A 14,742-nucleotide genomic window follows, 5' to 3' on the forward strand; every position below is an offset into this window, starting at 1 on the left:
CCGCGTGCTGACCTGGACGATCGTCCTCTTCGCCGTCTTCACCGGCATGTGCGCGCTCGCCCAGGGTTACTGGGACCTGCTGATCTACCGCACCATCGCCGGCCTCGGGCTCGGCGGCGAGTTCGGCATCGGCATGGCGCTGGTCGCCGAGGCCTGGCCGGCCTCGAAGCGGGCGCGCGCCTCCTCCTATGTCGGCCTCGGCTGGCAGGTCGGCGTGCTCGCCGCGGCAATAGCCACCCCGATCCTGCTGCCCACGATCGGCTGGCGCGGCATGTTCGCCATCGGCATCCTGCCGGCGGTCGCGGCCTATTTCATCCGCCACTCCCTGCACGAGCCCGAGGTCTTCGTCGCCCGCTCCAAGGACCGGCCGAAGGAATCGGCGCTGCGCCTGCTGGTCAAGGACCGCGAGACCGCCAAGCTCAGCCTCGGCATGGTCATCCTCTGCTCGGTCCAGAATTTCGGCTATTACGGCGTGATGATCTGGCTGCCGAACTAYCTCGCCACCCGGTTCGGCTTCGCGCTGACCCAATCGGCGGTGTGGACGGCGGTAACCATCGCCGGCATGGCGCTCGGCATCTTCGCCTTCGGCCATATCGCCGACCGGATCGGCCGGCGCCCGGCCTTCTTCGGCTACATGATCGGCGCCGCCGTGATGGTCGTGGTCTATTCGCGCCTGACCGACCCGATGCAATTGCTGGTCGCCGGCGCGGTGATGGGCTTCTTCGTCAACGGCATGCTCGGCGGCTATGGCGCGCTGATCAGCGAGCTCTTCCCGACGGCGGCGCGCGCCACCGCCCAGAACGTGCTGTTCAACATCGGCCGCGGCGTCGGTGGCTTCGGCCCGGTCGTGGTCGGCGCCATCGCCGCGGCTTATGGCTTCCAGACCGCCATCGCGCTGCTCGCCGCCCTCTACATCCTCGATCTCCTCGCCATGTGGCTCCTCATCCCCGAGAAGCGCGGCGCGGAATTGACGTGAGGCAGGCATGAGCCAGCAGCCCATCATCGCGGCTGGCGGGTGTTCCGCCGGCTGGAAGCCGAGCATCGTCGCCGAGCTGGCGCGGGTCGTCCGCCACACGGCGGTCAACGCCGAATACCGCCATCTCGTGCTCGATTGCAGCGACGAGGCGGCTGCGGCGCAGCCCGGCCAGTTCTTCCAATTGCTCTGCCCGCATCCGGTTGGCGAGCAGCCCTTCCTGCGCCGGCCGATGAGCCTCTACGGTGCCGATCCCGAGAAGCGCCAGGTGGAGTTCCTCTACAAGGTCACCGGGGCGGGTACGCGCGGCCTCGATACGCTCGAGCCGGGCGACAGCCTCGACATCATGGGCCCGCTCGGCACCGGCTTCACGCTGGACGAGAGCATGAGCCATATCATCGCCGTCGGGCGCGGGGCAGGGCTTGCGACGCTCGCACCGCTTGCCGCTGCGGCGAAGGCGAAGGGGATCAAGGTCACCGCCATCCTCAGCGCAAGGCGGCCGGAATTGCTGGTCTCGGTCGATCTGTTCCGGAGCAAAGGCGCGGAGGTCATCGCGGTCACTGATTCCGAGCAGACGAGCGGGCCGGCCAATGTCGAGCGCATCCTGCGCCGCGAGATCGCCGAGGGGCGCTGCGACGCCTTCTTCACCTGCGGATCGAGCCGCCTGATGCGCGTGCAGCAGCGCCTTGCCCGCGAATTCGGCCTGTCCGGACAGGTCGCGATGGAGCAGCAGATGGCCTGCGGCATCGGCCTTTGCTATTGCTGCGTGCGCGACTTCAACGTCGATGGCGAGATCGTCAACCGCCGCGTCTGCTGGGACGGGCCGGTCTTCGACCTGATGGAGGCGCTGCCATGAATGCCGCCGCCGTGAGGCCCGCAATCGATCTCTCGGTGAAGGTCGGCGGGCTCACCCTGCGCAACCCCGTCATGCCGGCCTCGGGCACCTTCGCCGAGGGGCTGGAGAAGGTGATGGACTTCAACCGGCTGGGCGCCTTCGTCACCAAGACGATCACCCGCGAACTGCGCGCCGGCAATCCGCTGCCGCGCGTGGTCGAGCGGCCCGGCAGCCTGATCAACGCGATCGGCATCCCCTCCAAGGGCGTGCCCTATTTCATCGAGACCACAATGCCGCATTACGCGGCCTATGACACGCCGCTCGTCGTCTCGATCTCGGCGCCGACGGCGGAAGGTTTCGCCAGCCTCGCAGCCGAACTCTCGATCCCTGGCATTGCCGCGATCGAGGCCAATATCTCCTGTCCGAATATCGAGGAGGACGGCAAGGCCTTCGCCATGCGGGCGGAATCGACGGAAAAGGTGACGCGCGAACTGCGCCGGGCGACCGATCTGCCGCTCTGGGTTAAGCTCACGCCCAATACCGGAGATGTGCCGGAGGTGGCGCGCGCGGCAGAGGCCGCAGGTGCGGATGCCGTCGTCGTCGCCAACACCATCCTGTCGATGGCGATCGACTTGAAGACCTTCAAGCCCTGCCTCGGCAACATCATGGGCGGGCTCTCCGGCCCGGCGATCAAGCCGATCGTGCTGCGCCAGGTCTTCCAATGCGCCAAGGCGGTATCGATCCCGGTGATAGGCTGCGGCGGCATCTCGACCGCCGAGGACGCGATCGAATACATGCTCGCCGGCGCCACCGCCGTGCAGGTGGGCACCGCGACCTTCCTGCAGCCGGCAGCGATGACGACGATCATCGACGGGCTGGAGACATTCTGCCTGCATCGCGAGATTCCGCGCGCCGCCGACCTGATCCGCGGTGTCGTGATCGAGGAGGCGGACGAGCCCGAGCTCTCCTGGCTGGACCCGGTGTCATGAGCGTCGCCGCGATCGAACGCCCGAACGGCTTTGCGGGGAATGCCGAGGACCGGGCGCTGGCCGAGGCATTGTTCGATGCGCTGAAACAGGCGACCGGCGACGGCATCGGCATCACCCGCGAGGCCTATGGCCCCAAGGAGAGCGAGGCACTCGACATCGTCGAGGCGCGGGCGCGCGAACTCGGTCTGTCGACGGAGCGCGATGCCGGGGCCAATCTGGTGGTGACACTCGAAGGCAGCGAGCCGGACCTGCCCTTCCTCGCCTGCGGCTCGCACCTGGATTCCGTGCCGCAGGGCGGGAATTTCGACGGCGCGGCCGGCGTCATTGCCGGGCTCGCCGTCATCGCGGGCTTCCGGGCCGAAGGCTTCGTGCCGCGCCGGACGATCAAGGTCTACGGCCTGCGCGGCGAGGAAAGCTCGCGCTTCGGCCGGGCCTATATGGGTTCGAGCGCGCTGTTCGGGAAACTCTCGGCCGCCGATCTCGCGGTGAAGGATGCGAGGGCCGGGCGCACGCTGGCGCAATGCATGGCCGATGTCGGCGTCGACATGGGCCGCGTCAGCAAGGGTGAGCCATTGCTCGACCCCACCGCGGTCTTCGCCTGGATCGAACTGCATATCGAGCAGGGGCCGGTGCTGGTCGCGCGGGATTTGCCGGTCGGCATCGTCACCGGCATCAGGGGTAATATCAGGCATCGCACGGTGGAATGCGTTGGCGAGGCCGGCCATTCCGGCGCCGTGCCGCGCTGGCTCCGGCGCGATGCGGTCTTCGCCACGGCCGAGCTCATCACCCATCTCGATCGTCACTGGCGCACGTTGCTGGAGCGCGGCCGCGACGTCGTCGTGACCTCCGGCGTGTTCGGCACCGATCCGCAGGAGCACGCCATCGCCCGTATCCCCGGCACGGTGAACTTCTCCTTCGAAGTACGCAGCCAGAGCCGCGAGACGCTGGAGGCGTTCTACGACCTCTTCCTCTCGGAATGCGGGATGATCGGCGAGGAGCGCGGCGTGGACTTCAAGCTCGACCGCCGGCTGGAGGCCGAGCCCGCCGTGATGGATGCCGGCTGGATCGACAGGCTCAAGACCGCGGCGCGCGATCTCGGCCTGCCCGACGAGGAGATCCCGAGCGGGGCAGGGCATGACTCGGCGGTTTTCGCCAATGCCGGCATTCCCAGCGCCATGCTCTTCGTGCGAAACGAGCACGGCTCGCACAACCCGCACGAGGCGATGGAGATCGACGATCTCCTGGCCGGCATCGCGGTGATGCGGGCGGCGATCCAGGAGGCGGTGCGATGACGGTGACTCAGGCGATCCGCCCCGAGCGGGAGATCAGCCACGCGGTCGCGCGGCTGCTGCTGCGCGCCGGCGCCGTCCATGTCAGCCGGCAGCAGCCCTTCGTGCTGGCGGCCGGCTGGGCGAGCCCGGTCTATGTCGATGTCCGCCTGCTGCTCGGCGAACCGGACCTGCGCCGCGCGGTCACCGAACTGGCGGCTAGGCATCTCCGCGCAGGCTTTCCGGATGGCGGCTTCGATGCGGTCGTCGGTGCGGAGACGGCCGGCATTCCCTTCGCCGCCTGGCTTGCCGATGCGCTGGACCTGAAGCTGCGCTATGTCCGCAAGCGCCCGCTCGGCGTCGGCCGCAATGCCCAGGTCGAGGGCGGGCCGGTCGATGGCTTGCGCGTCCTCCTGATGGACGATCTGACCACCGATGGCGCGAGCAAGCTCAATTTCGTGCGCGGTCTGCGCGCGGCGGGGGCCGATGTCGGCGACGTGCTGACGATCTTCTATCATGACGCCTTCCCCGGAGCCGGCGAGCGCCTGACCGAGGCGGGACTGAGCCTGCATGCGCTGGCGACCTGGGCCGATGTGCTCGCCGCCGACGACGAGAATCGGCTGGCGCGCGAGGATCGCGCCGAGATCGAGCGCTTCCTCGCCGATCCCGTTGCCTGGTCGATGCGCCATGGTGGCCGTGCCAGCCTGACGCCGCGCGTCTGAGGGGAGGGTGGCAGGCCGCCGGCCCATGCGGTGAGTGCAATGCCGTGACGCCGGCTTATGAAATTGTGCGCGGGCCGGCGATCATCTAGAGCCTTCAACCGCGTCACGAGGCGGGAATCGGCCTGCCGGAGACGCCGCGGGACTAAGCCCAGATGACCGTCAGCGCGCCGACTGCCTCCCTGCCGCAACGCGCCATGATGCCGGTGCTGATCGCGCTGAGCTTCACGCATCTGCTCAACGACATGATCCAGTCGCTGATCCCGGCGATTTATCCGATCATCAAGGAATCCTATCGGCTCGATTTCGGCCAGATCGGCCTGATCACGCTGACCTTCCAGGTCTCGGCCTCGCTGCTGCAGCCGGCGGTCGGGCTCTACACCGACAAGCATCCGATGCCCTATTCGATGGTGGTCGGCATGGGCTTCACGCTGTCCGGCCTGATCGGCCTCGCCTATGCCGGCAGCTACGGCTTCCTGCTGCTCTCGGCGGCCTGCGTCGGCATCGGCTCCTCGATCTTCCATCCCGAGGCGACGCGGATGGCGCGTAACGCCTCCGGCGGGCAGCACGGGCTGGCGCAGGGCATCTTCCAGGTCGGCGGGCAGACCGGCGGGGCGCTCGGGCCGCTGCTGGCGGCCTTCGTCATCGTGCCGCGCGGGCAGGGCAACCTCGCCTGGTTCTCGGTCGCGGCGCTCATCGCGATGATGCTGATGGTCTGGACCGCCGCGAGCTACGCGCGGCTCGACAAGGCGAGGCCCCCGAAGGCCGCAGCGGCTGCGGCGCCGGCCCGGCCGGGCAAGCGCTCCGTCGCCTTCGCGATCACCATCCTGATCATCCTGCTGTTCTCGAAGAACGCTTATTCGGCGAGCTTCACCTCGTTCTACACCTTCTACCTGATCGGCAAGTTCGGGATCTCCGTGCAGAATTCGCAGGTGATGCTGTTCCTGTTCCTCGGCTCCTCGGCGGCGGGCGCATTGGCCGGCGGCATGCTGGGCGACCGGATCGGCCGCAACAAGATCATCTGGTTCTCGATCCTGGGCGCACTGCCATTCACGCTGATCCTGCCCTATGCCGACCTGTTCTGGACCGGCGTGCTGACGATCCTGATCAACCTGATCATGTCGAGCGCCTTCGCCGCGATCCTGATCTATGCGCTGGAATTGCTGCCCGGCCGCGTCGGACTGGTCGGCGGCTTCTTCTACGGGCTGTCCTTCGGGCTCGGCGGGCTCGCGGCAGCGCTGCTCGGCGAGTTCGCCGACATTCTCGGCATCGAGGCGGTCTACAAGATCTGCTCGTTCATTCCGCTGATGGGCCTGCTCGCCTGGTTCCTGCCGCGGCTGAGCGAGGGCACGCGGGGCGCCAGGGTCGGGCATTAGGCGGCTTGCGTCGTCACGCTCGGGCTTGACTCGAGCATCTCTGGAGGGAAGGGCGCCCTATCCCGTGGGAGATTCTCGGGTCGAAGCTTGGCTTCGCCCGAGAATCGAGAATGACGGGCGCTGTCAGAGCGCCAGCTTGCCGGCCTTGGCGGCGGCGTAGCGCTCGTTGACCTTCTTCCAGTCGACCACGTTCCACCAGCCCTTGAGATAGTCGGCGCGGCGGTTCTGGTACTTCAGGTAATAGGCGTGCTCCCAGACGTCGTTGCCGAGCAGGACCATCTGCTTGTCCATGATCGGGCTGTCCTGGTTCGGCTTGCCGAGCAGGGCGAGCTTCCCGGCCTTGTCGACCGTGACGAAGACCCAGCCGGAGCCGAAGACGCGCAGACCCGCCGCCTCGAAATCCGTCTTGAACTTGTCGAAGCCGCCGAGATCGCGCGTGATCGCCTCGGCGACCTCGCCGGTCGGCGCACCGCCGGCAGCCGGCGCCATGATCTCCCAGAACATGCTGTGGTTGGCATGGCCGCCACCATTGTTGCGGACGAGGGTGCGGATGCTGTCCGGGAGCTGGCCGAGATCGGCGATCAACTCTCCGACCGAGGCCTTGGCGAGGGCGCCATTGTCCTTGGCGGCGTTGTTCAGCGCGGCGACATAGGCGGCATGGTGCCGGTTGTAGTGGATGTCCATGGTGGCTGCGTCGATATGGGGCTCCAGCGCATTGGCCTCATAGGCGCGCTTCGGCAGCGAGAACGGGCCGGTTGGGGCTGCCGGCGCTGCCGCCTGCGCCCAGACCCTCGGCGCGGCGACGACGGCGAGCGCTGCGGCACCCAGGCCGATCAGGCTGCGGCGGGAGACGGCGGACATTGCGGTCATGGAATTCCTCCGGAAAGCGTTGGGGCGTGTCGGCTTCCTGCTCAACGCGCGTGCCCCGTTGCGGGTCCGTCGTCGATCGCTCCAACTATAGCACGGCCCGGCGCGCCGGTTGACCCAAGGGCAACATCGCAATCCCGGCGCCTGTATCGAAAGTGGTAAACCGCCCGATCGCGCTCTTAACCGGCGATTTACCGCGTTTCTCTACGGTTCTGGCAAGAAATCCTCCCGGGTTGAAGGGGCGCCCCGCCATGCATGCACTGGCTCGCAAGCTCGACCTGCCCGTTGACGCGGCAGGGCAGGACCTTGCCGGCGAGCCGACTGGGGTCGGTGCGGAGCGCGCGGTGCGCGAAATTGCCGCCCGTTTCGGCAAGCTCAGTGCCGAGATCACCGATATCGCCGGGCGCGTCGGCGACGTGACGCAACAGTTCGATCAGCAGACGGCGGGGCTGCGTCGGGTGGTCGGCGCGGTCGAGCAGGTGTCGCAGGCGAACAATGCGATCCGGCAGGCGGCCGAGGGTGCGCAGGCTGCCGCGTCCGGTGTCCGCAACGGCCTCGAGCGCGTCACCAAGTCGGTGCGGCTCGGTCTCAATGCAGCGCAGGCCGATATCGAGACGCTGTCGCAGGAAGCCCAGTCGATGTCGCAGGTGCTGGCGCAGGCCGTCGGCGACGCGCACAAGGCGCGGGCGTCGAGCGATGCGATCCAGTCGATCACCCGCGAGATCCAGCTCCTGTCGATCAATGCCGGCGTCGAGGCAGCCCGCAGCGGCGAGGCCGGCAAGGGCTTCGCGGTCATCGCCGCCGCCGTGAAGGCGCTTGCCGAGCAGACCCGCGCGGCGACGGCGGCGAGCGCAGCCCAGCTCGACCTGCTGGTCAAGGCGGTCGATGCGGTCGCCCGGCGCAGCCAGGAGAACGCGCAGACGGCGCAGCGCGCGCAGGCGGGCAGCCAGACTATCTCGCTGCAGATCGGCGAGTTCGACAGCTTCGGCCGCTCCGTCGTCGAATTGATCGGCGAGATCGAGGCCGTATCGCGCCCGACCCGGGAGAATGCCGAGGCCTGCGCCAAGGCCGGACAGGACCTCGCCGGCCTCGTGGCCGGGGTCGATGCATCTACCGACAATCTCGAGCAGGCGGGGCAGCGCACCGAGGCGCTGGTCGCGATCAGCGAGGGCATCCTCGGCTCGATCGCGGCCTCGGGCGTGCGGACGGCGCAGTCGGAACTGATCGCGACCGTCATGGAGACGGCCAGCCGGATCAGCGGGTTGTTCGAGGGGGCGCTGGCGCGCGGAGAGATCGGGCTCGCCGAGCTGTTCGACGAGACCTACCGTCCGGTGCCGGGCTCGGACCCGGTCCAGCACATGACCCGTTTCGTCGCCTTGACCGACCGACTGCTGCCGCCGCTGCAGGAGGAGCTCCTGACCTCGAACGGGCGGATCGTGTTCTGCGCGGCGGTTGACCGCAACGGCTTCCTGCCGACGCATAACCGCAAATATGCGCAGGCTCAGGGCTCCGATCCGGTCTGGAACAACGCCAATTGCCGCAACCGGCGGATCTTCGACGACCGGACCGGCCTCGCCGCCGCCCGCAACCGCAAGCCGTTCCTGCTGCAGAGCTACCGGCGCGACATGGGCGGCGGGCAGTTCCTGGTGATGGAGGACCTGTCGGCGCCGATCATGGTCAAGGGCCGGCACTGGGGTGCCTTCCGCTTCGGCCTCAAGGTTTAACGCTTCGTCCGTGCCTGTCCTGTCGAGTTGAGTGAGCGAGTTCCCGAGTCAGCGCCATGCATATCGCGCCATCCTTCCCCAACCTGTCGGTGCTGCTCATCGATCCGAGCCCGCATTACCGCCGCATCGTGCGCACGATGCTGTATCAGGCGCAGCTCAACCGCATCTTCGAGGCGGCCGACCTCTCATCGGCGGCCTCGACCTTCATCCAGAAGCAGCCGAACATCGTCATCCTCGACTGGGACATGCCCGAGGGCAACAGCATCAAGTGCCTGGCGGCGATCCGCTCGTTCAAGACCTCGCCCTTCGCCAAGGCGCCGGTGCTGGTGATGATGGAGCGGCCGGACAGGCGCTCGGTCGTCCAGGCCGCAAAGCTCGGCGCGCATGAGATCATCACCAAGCCGATCTCGCCCAACAATCTCTGGCTTCACCTGTCGGGTGTCATCAACGTGCCGCGAAAATACCGGGAGGCGACGGGCAAGATCACGCTAGTGCCGCGCGCGATCAGCAACAACATGTTCTGATGCTCGTGGCTGCGCACCGCAATTGCCACGAAAGCGCCAAGAGTATTGATAGGCGCGTCCCTATTTAGCGAAGTTTTTACCAGTTTGCCGCGATGCTCCAGGCGCAATCCTGGGTCGCCCTCCATGCTCATCACCGTCTCGCTTCCCCCTTTCCTCGGCCGCTCCGAGGCTGCGACGTTCCGCAACCAGCTTCTGGTGGCGCTGGAACAGCGGGAAAGCATCGCCGTCGAATGCGCCGAGGCGGGAGCCTTGCCCAGCCTCTGGATCCAGCTTCTTCATTCCGCAGCCACCAGCGCCGCCGCGCGGGGGCTTTCGGTCACGCTCAAGGCGGCTTCCGAGGAATGCCGCGAATCCTTGCGGGCGATCGGCTTCGATGCCGCTCACAGCGCTCTCGTTCTGGAGTGACAGGCATGAAAATCCTGGCGATCGACGATACCAAGACTTTGCTCAGTCTGCTTAGCCTGACGCTGCGCAATGCCGGCCATGAGGTGGCCGAGGCCGAGAACGGCGAGGACGGCCTCAACAAGTTCGAGCAGTTCAAGCCCGATCTCGTGATCACTGACCTGAACATGCCGATCATGGACGGCATCGAGTTTACCCGTGCCTGCCGCTCGCGCCCGGCCGGGCAGAACACGCCGATCATCGTGCTGACCACGGAGAACGGCGCCGAGATCAAGGCGGAAGGCCGCCGCGCCGGCGCCAGCGCCTGGATGGTCAAACCTTTCGAACCCGACACGCTGCTCGGCCTCGTCGCGCGCTACCAGAACTGAAGGTCGGCCGATGGATCCGTTGGCAGAACTCAAGCAGACCTTCTTCCAGGAATGCGAAGAACTCCTCGGCGCGCTGGAGCAGAAGCTCCAGGCCCTCGACGAGGGCTCCGTCGATCCCGAGGACGTCAATGCCGCCTTCCGCGCCATTCACTCGATCAAGGGTGGGGCCGGCGCCTTCGGCTGCACGGAGCTGGTCGGCTTCGCGCATGTCTTCGAGGCCTCGCTCGACCATCTGAGGTCCGGCCGCGTCGCCGTCGAGGATGCGCCGTTCACCCTGTTCCTGCGCTGCGCCGATGCCGTTGCCGATCTCGTCTCGGCCGCCCGCAACGACGAGCCCGCGACCGAGCGGCCGGATCTGCTGGCCGCGCTCGAGCAGGTCGGCAAGGAGCCGCAGGCGCCCATCGCCGCGCCGCCACCTCCCGCTTCTGATCCGGTAGCTCCTGCCGCCGACAACGACGCGCCCATCGGCATCGCCGCGCTCGGCAATCTGCTCGCCATGGTCGAGGCGAAGACGGCGGCGCCCGCCGCTGCCGCCGACGATGGCTGGGACGACGAGCCCGCTGCAGCGTCTGCCCCTGTCGCGGGCAAGCCAGGCCGCGACGTGCAGTTGCGCATCGCGCCGGAAACGGACCTGTTCCGCCGGGTGATCGAGCCGCGTGTCGTGCTCGGCTCGCTGCCGGCCGCCGACATCGTTTCGATCCGTTGCGACCTGAGCCAGGTGCCGCCGCTGGAAAGCCTCGATGTCAGCGATTGCTGGCTGCGCTTCGACGTAGCCTTGCGCACCGAGTTGTCGGTCGAGGACCTGCATGGCCGCTTCGACTTCAGCCTGGCGAACGAGGAATTCGAGATCACCTTCGCCGAGGAGGCCGTGACCGAGGCACTTCCGGCGAGCGAGCCGGAGGCCGCTGAGCCCGAAGTCTCCAGCGCGGTTGCCGCCGACCTCTCGGCGATCCTGGCCATGCTCGGCCCGGCACCTGAAGCGGCGAACGAGCCCGATATCAAGCCCGAGCCGGCCCCGGTTGCCGTCGCTGCTCCGGTCGTCGCCGCCGAGCCAGCGGTCGCCCGTGCCGCGCCGCGTGCTCCGGCGGCTCCCGATGCCTCCGCACGCCAGCGCCAGGCAGTCAGCGTGCGCGTCGATCTCGACCGCATCGACAAGCTGATGAACCTCGTCGGCGAGATCGTCATCACCCAGTCGATGCTGGTCGAATGCGTGCGCTCGCTGCCCTACGACGTCCACGCCAAGACCGCCGAGGGCATGCTGACCCTGTCGCGCCAGACGCGGGAGCTGCAGGACCATGTCATGGCGGTCCGCGCGCAGCCGGTGAAGGCCGTGTTCCAGCGTATGCCACGGCTGGTGCGCGAGCTCGCCCAGACGCTGGGCAAGGAAGTGCGTCTCGTGCTCGAAGGCGAGAACACCGAGGTCGACAAGACGATCATCGAAGAGCTCGCCGATCCGCTGACCCATATGATCCGCAATTCGATGGATCACGGATTGGAGACGCCCGACGAGCGCATCGCGGCCGGCAAGCCGCGCGAGGGCACGATCAGGCTCATCGCCGAGCATCGCGCCGGCCGTATCGTCATCTCCGTCACCGATGACGGGCGCGGCATCGGCCGCGACCGGCTGCTCGCCAAGGCACGCTCGCGCGGCCTCGTCGGCGCCGACGAGAGGCTGCAGCCGGAGGAGATCGACCAGCTCATCTTCGCCGCCGGCCTGTCGACGGCCGAGGTCATCAGCGACGTGTCGGGCCGCGGCGTCGGCATGGACGTGGTGCGCCGCAACGTCGAGTCGCTCGGCGGGCGCATCAGCGTCGATTCCGAGCCGGGCCGGGGCTGCAAGTTCACGCTCGCCCTGCCGCTGACGCTCGCTGTGCTCGAAGGCATGGTGATCCGCTGCGGCGACGACCGCTATGTCATCCCGATCGCCTCGGTCATCGAGACCCAGCATCTCGCCTCGACGCCGATCGAGCGTCTGCCTTTCGGCCAGGAGGTGCTGCGCTGGCGCGGCGAGGTCACGCCGCTCTACCGGCTCGGCGACGTGATGGGCTCGATGGGCACCACCAACGAGAACATCGTCATCATCGCCGAGACCGAGCGCGGCAACAATGTCGGCATCGCCGTCGACGAGATCGTCGGCCAGCAGCAGGTCGTCGTGAAGAGCCTCGAGGCCAATTACGGCGCGGTCAACGGTGCCTCGGCGGCGACGATCCTCGGCGACGGCCTCGTCGCCCTGATCCTGGATATCGACTCGATGCTGCGGCTGGCCGCTTCCGCCAGCCGCTCCTCCCAATCTGACCTCAAGATGGCTGGATGACCATGAGCCTCCAACTCGGCGAAAAGCACTTCTCGTCGGCGCAGCCGGAATCGGCGGCGCGCCGCATCGTGACCTTCAAGGTCGGCGACCGTACCTTCGGCATCGATGTCGGCATGGTTCGCGAGATCAAGGGCTGGCAGGCGACGACGCCGCTGCCGCATGCGGCCCCGCATGTGCGCGGCGTGCTCAACCTGCGCGGCGTCATCCTCGCGGTCTACGACCTGCGGACCGCGATCGGGCTCGGTGCCACCGACGCCACCGCGACCCATGTCATCGTGGTCGTCGATGTCGAGGACAAGACCGCCGGCCTGCTGGTCGACTCGGTCTCGGACATCGTCGATGTGCCGGTCAGCGCGGTGCGCCCGGCTCCGGAGCTGGAACGTGACGAGCACGGCCTGATCGAAGGCCTCGTCCTGCTCGACACCGACATCGTCGCGCTGCTCGACCTTGCGGCGGTGATCCGCGACGGCGGCGCCGAGGCCCAGATCAAGACCAGCCGGGCCGCCTGACCTTTTTGAGACCAGCCCGAGCGTAGCGTTCAAAAGCGGGCGAGAACAAGAAACGATCGACCCCTATGGGCAGCGCGCTCGGCCCCTTCTCACGTCTCTCGGTCAGCCAGCCGCTGCTCGCCGCCGGTTCGGCGGCGCTCGCGGGCAGCCTGGCGTCCTATGCGGCACTGGCCGGCGCTCCCGCGCTGGGTGCCGCCGCCGTTGCGGGCGTCGCATTGCTCGGCGGCTTTGCCGCCTGGAGCGCGGCCCGTCCGCTCGCGCGCAGCGCGGCGGCTGCGGCGCGCCTGGCCGAAGGCGGCGAGGTTACGCTTCCCGATGCATCCGGGTCGGGTGAGGGCGCGGATTTGTCGCGCGCGCTCGCAGCCATTCGCGAGCAGGGCCAGGAAGCCGAAAGGCTGCGCGCCGCGCTCGATCAGGGTCGCGCCAGCGTCATGCTCTGCGATCCCGATGGCCGGGTGGTCTATGTCAGCAAGGCGCTGTTGCGTTTCTTCGGCGAGGCGCAGGAGGATTTTCGCGCCGCCTTTCCGGGTTGCTCGGCCAAGGACATGCTGGGCCGCGTCATGGAGCGCGTGCAGGGCGAGCACCAGCCGGTCGGCGGCCAGCCAGTGCGCCTGACGCTCGGCCGTCGCACGATCTGCCTGACCTTGACGGCCATGGTGCGCAGCGATGGCCGCAGCCTCGGCACCGCCGTGGAATGGCGCGAGGTGACCGGGGATCTCAAGCTCGCGGCCGAGATCGTGGAACTGGTCGAGGCGGCCGAGGCCGGCGACTTTTCCCGCCGCCTGTCATCGGAAGGGCAGCCGCTGCCGCTCGGCCATGCGATCAAAGGCCTGAATCGGATCAACGCCGCGCTCGAAGGCACGCTCGAAGAGATGGCCCATGCTGTCGCCGGGGTGGCTCAAGGCGATTTCAATCGGCACGTTCCGGTGACCAGCCAGGGCAGCCTCGGCTTCCTTCAGGACAGCCTCAACGAGGCCTTCGGACATGTCGGCGCGACGCTTGCGACCATTCGCGACAGCGCGGGCCGGGTTTCGCATGTCGCAGCCGAGGTCGATGTCGCGACGACGGAGCTTGCAGCGGGAGCCGGGCGGGCGGCTGCAGAGCTCGGTGAAACCTCTGCGGCAGCCGAACAGGTCGCGGCCTCCGTCGGGCGCAGCAGCATCCGCACCCGCGAGGCCGGCGAGCTCGCCGGCGAGACGATGAGCGTCGCGCAGCAGGGGCAGGGCGTCGTCACCCGCGCTGTCGCGGCGATCGAGCGGATCGAAAGCTCGTCACTGAAGATTTCCGAGATTGTCGGGGTGATCGACGAGATCGCCTTCCAGACCAATCTGCTGGCGTTGAACGCCGCCGTCGAGGCGGCGCGCGCCGGCGATGCCGGCAGGGGTTTCGCGGTGGTCGCCTCCGAGGTGCGGTCGCTGGCGCAGCGCTCGGCGGGGGCCGCCAAGGACATCAAGGGCCTGATCGCCTCGTCCAACGGGCAGGTCGCTGAGGGCGTTGGCTTCGTCCGCGAGACCGGTACGGCGCTGGAACGCATCGTCACTGCCGCGGGCAAGGTCGCGACAACGGTTTCAGAGATTTCCACGGCTGCGGCCGAACAGGCACAGGGCGCCGGCGAGATGGGCCGCAGTGTGGCGAAGATGGACAAGGGTGTCAGGCAGAATGCCGCCCTGGCCGAGCGCAGCGCCGCGGCGGCTGTCGAGCTCGCCGACCGGGCAGCGGCGCTGCATGCCACGATCGAAGCATTCCGCGGCGGCCATGCCGCGGTCGGCGGCGCGCTGCCGCCGCGCCGCGCCCCGACCGCTGCGCAGCCGCCGCGGACGATGCCGCAGCCACAGCATCGCCGCGTCGCCGCCGGCGGCCGCACGGGGATTTGA

14 protein-coding genes are annotated in these 14,742 nt (G+C 68.2%); 13 read left to right on the forward strand and 1 reads right to left on the reverse strand.

Features of this window, described 5'->3' with window-relative positions:
* The 6 genes from ASE61_RS09885 to ASE61_RS09910 all read left to right on the forward strand — a co-directional run.
* A partial coding sequence (locus ASE61_RS09885; protein WP_061966728.1) for an MFS transporter occupies positions 1–976 on the forward strand: 976 nt, incomplete at its 5' end.
* A gap of 7 nt (positions 977–983) precedes the next feature.
* On the forward strand, positions 984–1,829 hold the full coding sequence (locus tag ASE61_RS09890) for a dihydroorotate dehydrogenase electron transfer subunit (RefSeq protein ID WP_061966729.1): 846 nt from the start codon (positions 984–986) through the stop codon (positions 1,827–1,829).
* The gene (locus tag ASE61_RS09895) at positions 1,826–2,797 is read left to right on the forward strand and encodes a dihydroorotate dehydrogenase (protein ID WP_061966730.1); all 972 of its coding nucleotides are present in this window, start codon (positions 1,826–1,828) and stop codon (positions 2,795–2,797) included. The genes ASE61_RS09890 and ASE61_RS09895 overlap by 4 nt, the downstream gene beginning before the upstream one ends.
* Positions 2,794–4,089, forward strand: a complete 1,296-nt coding sequence (locus ASE61_RS09900) for a Zn-dependent hydrolase (protein ID WP_061966731.1) — start codon at positions 2,794–2,796, stop codon at positions 4,087–4,089. Before ASE61_RS09895 ends, ASE61_RS09900 begins: the two co-directional genes overlap by 4 nt.
* Positions 4,086–4,787 carry an orotate phosphoribosyltransferase gene (locus ASE61_RS09905; protein ID WP_061966732.1) on the forward strand — a complete coding sequence of 234 codons (702 nt, stop codon included), beginning with the start codon at positions 4,086–4,088 and terminating at the stop codon, positions 4,785–4,787. Before ASE61_RS09900 ends, ASE61_RS09905 begins: the two co-directional genes overlap by 4 nt.
* Before the next feature lie 152 nt (positions 4,788–4,939).
* Positions 4,940–6,160 (forward strand): MFS transporter, encoded by a 1,221-nt coding sequence (locus ASE61_RS09910; RefSeq protein ID WP_061966733.1) that lies wholly within the window; start codon positions 4,940–4,942, stop codon positions 6,158–6,160.
* Positions 6,161–6,283: 123 nt separating this feature from the next.
* Here the strand turns inward: ASE61_RS09910 and ASE61_RS09915 are convergent, their stop codons facing one another.
* A complete protein-coding gene (locus tag ASE61_RS09915; protein ID WP_061966734.1) occupies positions 6,284–7,021 on the reverse strand; it encodes a superoxide dismutase in 738 nt (245 codons plus the stop codon).
* A gap of 257 nt (positions 7,022–7,278) precedes the next feature.
* Between ASE61_RS09915 and ASE61_RS09920 the strand changes: the two genes are divergently transcribed.
* From ASE61_RS09920 to ASE61_RS09950, 7 genes are all read left to right on the forward strand, one after another.
* A complete protein-coding gene (locus ASE61_RS09920; RefSeq protein ID WP_061966735.1) occupies positions 7,279–8,751 on the forward strand; it encodes a methyl-accepting chemotaxis protein in 1,473 nt (490 codons plus the stop codon).
* A gap of 56 nt (positions 8,752–8,807) precedes the next feature.
* Positions 8,808–9,275, forward strand: a complete 468-nt coding sequence (locus ASE61_RS09925) for a response regulator (protein ID WP_061966736.1) — start codon at positions 8,808–8,810, stop codon at positions 9,273–9,275.
* 123 nt (positions 9,276–9,398) lie between these two features.
* Positions 9,399–9,680, forward strand: coding sequence for an STAS domain-containing protein (locus ASE61_RS09930; RefSeq protein WP_061966737.1), 282 nt, complete (start codon positions 9,399–9,401; stop codon positions 9,678–9,680).
* 5 nt (positions 9,681–9,685) lie between these two features.
* Entirely contained in the window at positions 9,686–10,045 is a 360-nt protein-coding gene (locus ASE61_RS09935; RefSeq protein WP_061966738.1) for a response regulator, read from the forward strand.
* 10 nt (positions 10,046–10,055) lie between these two features.
* Entirely contained in the window at positions 10,056–12,359 is a 2,304-nt protein-coding gene (locus tag ASE61_RS09940) for a chemotaxis protein CheA (RefSeq protein WP_061966739.1), read from the forward strand.
* Positions 12,356–12,868: a chemotaxis protein CheW gene (locus ASE61_RS09945; RefSeq protein WP_082617344.1), complete on the forward strand. Its 513-nt coding sequence runs from the start codon at positions 12,356–12,358 to the stop codon at positions 12,866–12,868. Before ASE61_RS09940 ends, ASE61_RS09945 begins: the two co-directional genes overlap by 4 nt.
* A 65-nt stretch (positions 12,869–12,933) precedes the next feature.
* The gene (locus ASE61_RS09950; RefSeq protein WP_061966741.1) at positions 12,934–14,742 is read left to right on the forward strand and encodes a methyl-accepting chemotaxis protein; all 1,809 of its coding nucleotides are present in this window, start codon (positions 12,934–12,936) and stop codon (positions 14,740–14,742) included.

The sequence above is a fragment of the Allobosea sp. Root670 genome (assembly GCF_001429415.1).
Lineage (GTDB): Bacteria > Pseudomonadota > Alphaproteobacteria > Rhizobiales > Beijerinckiaceae > Allobosea > Allobosea robiniae.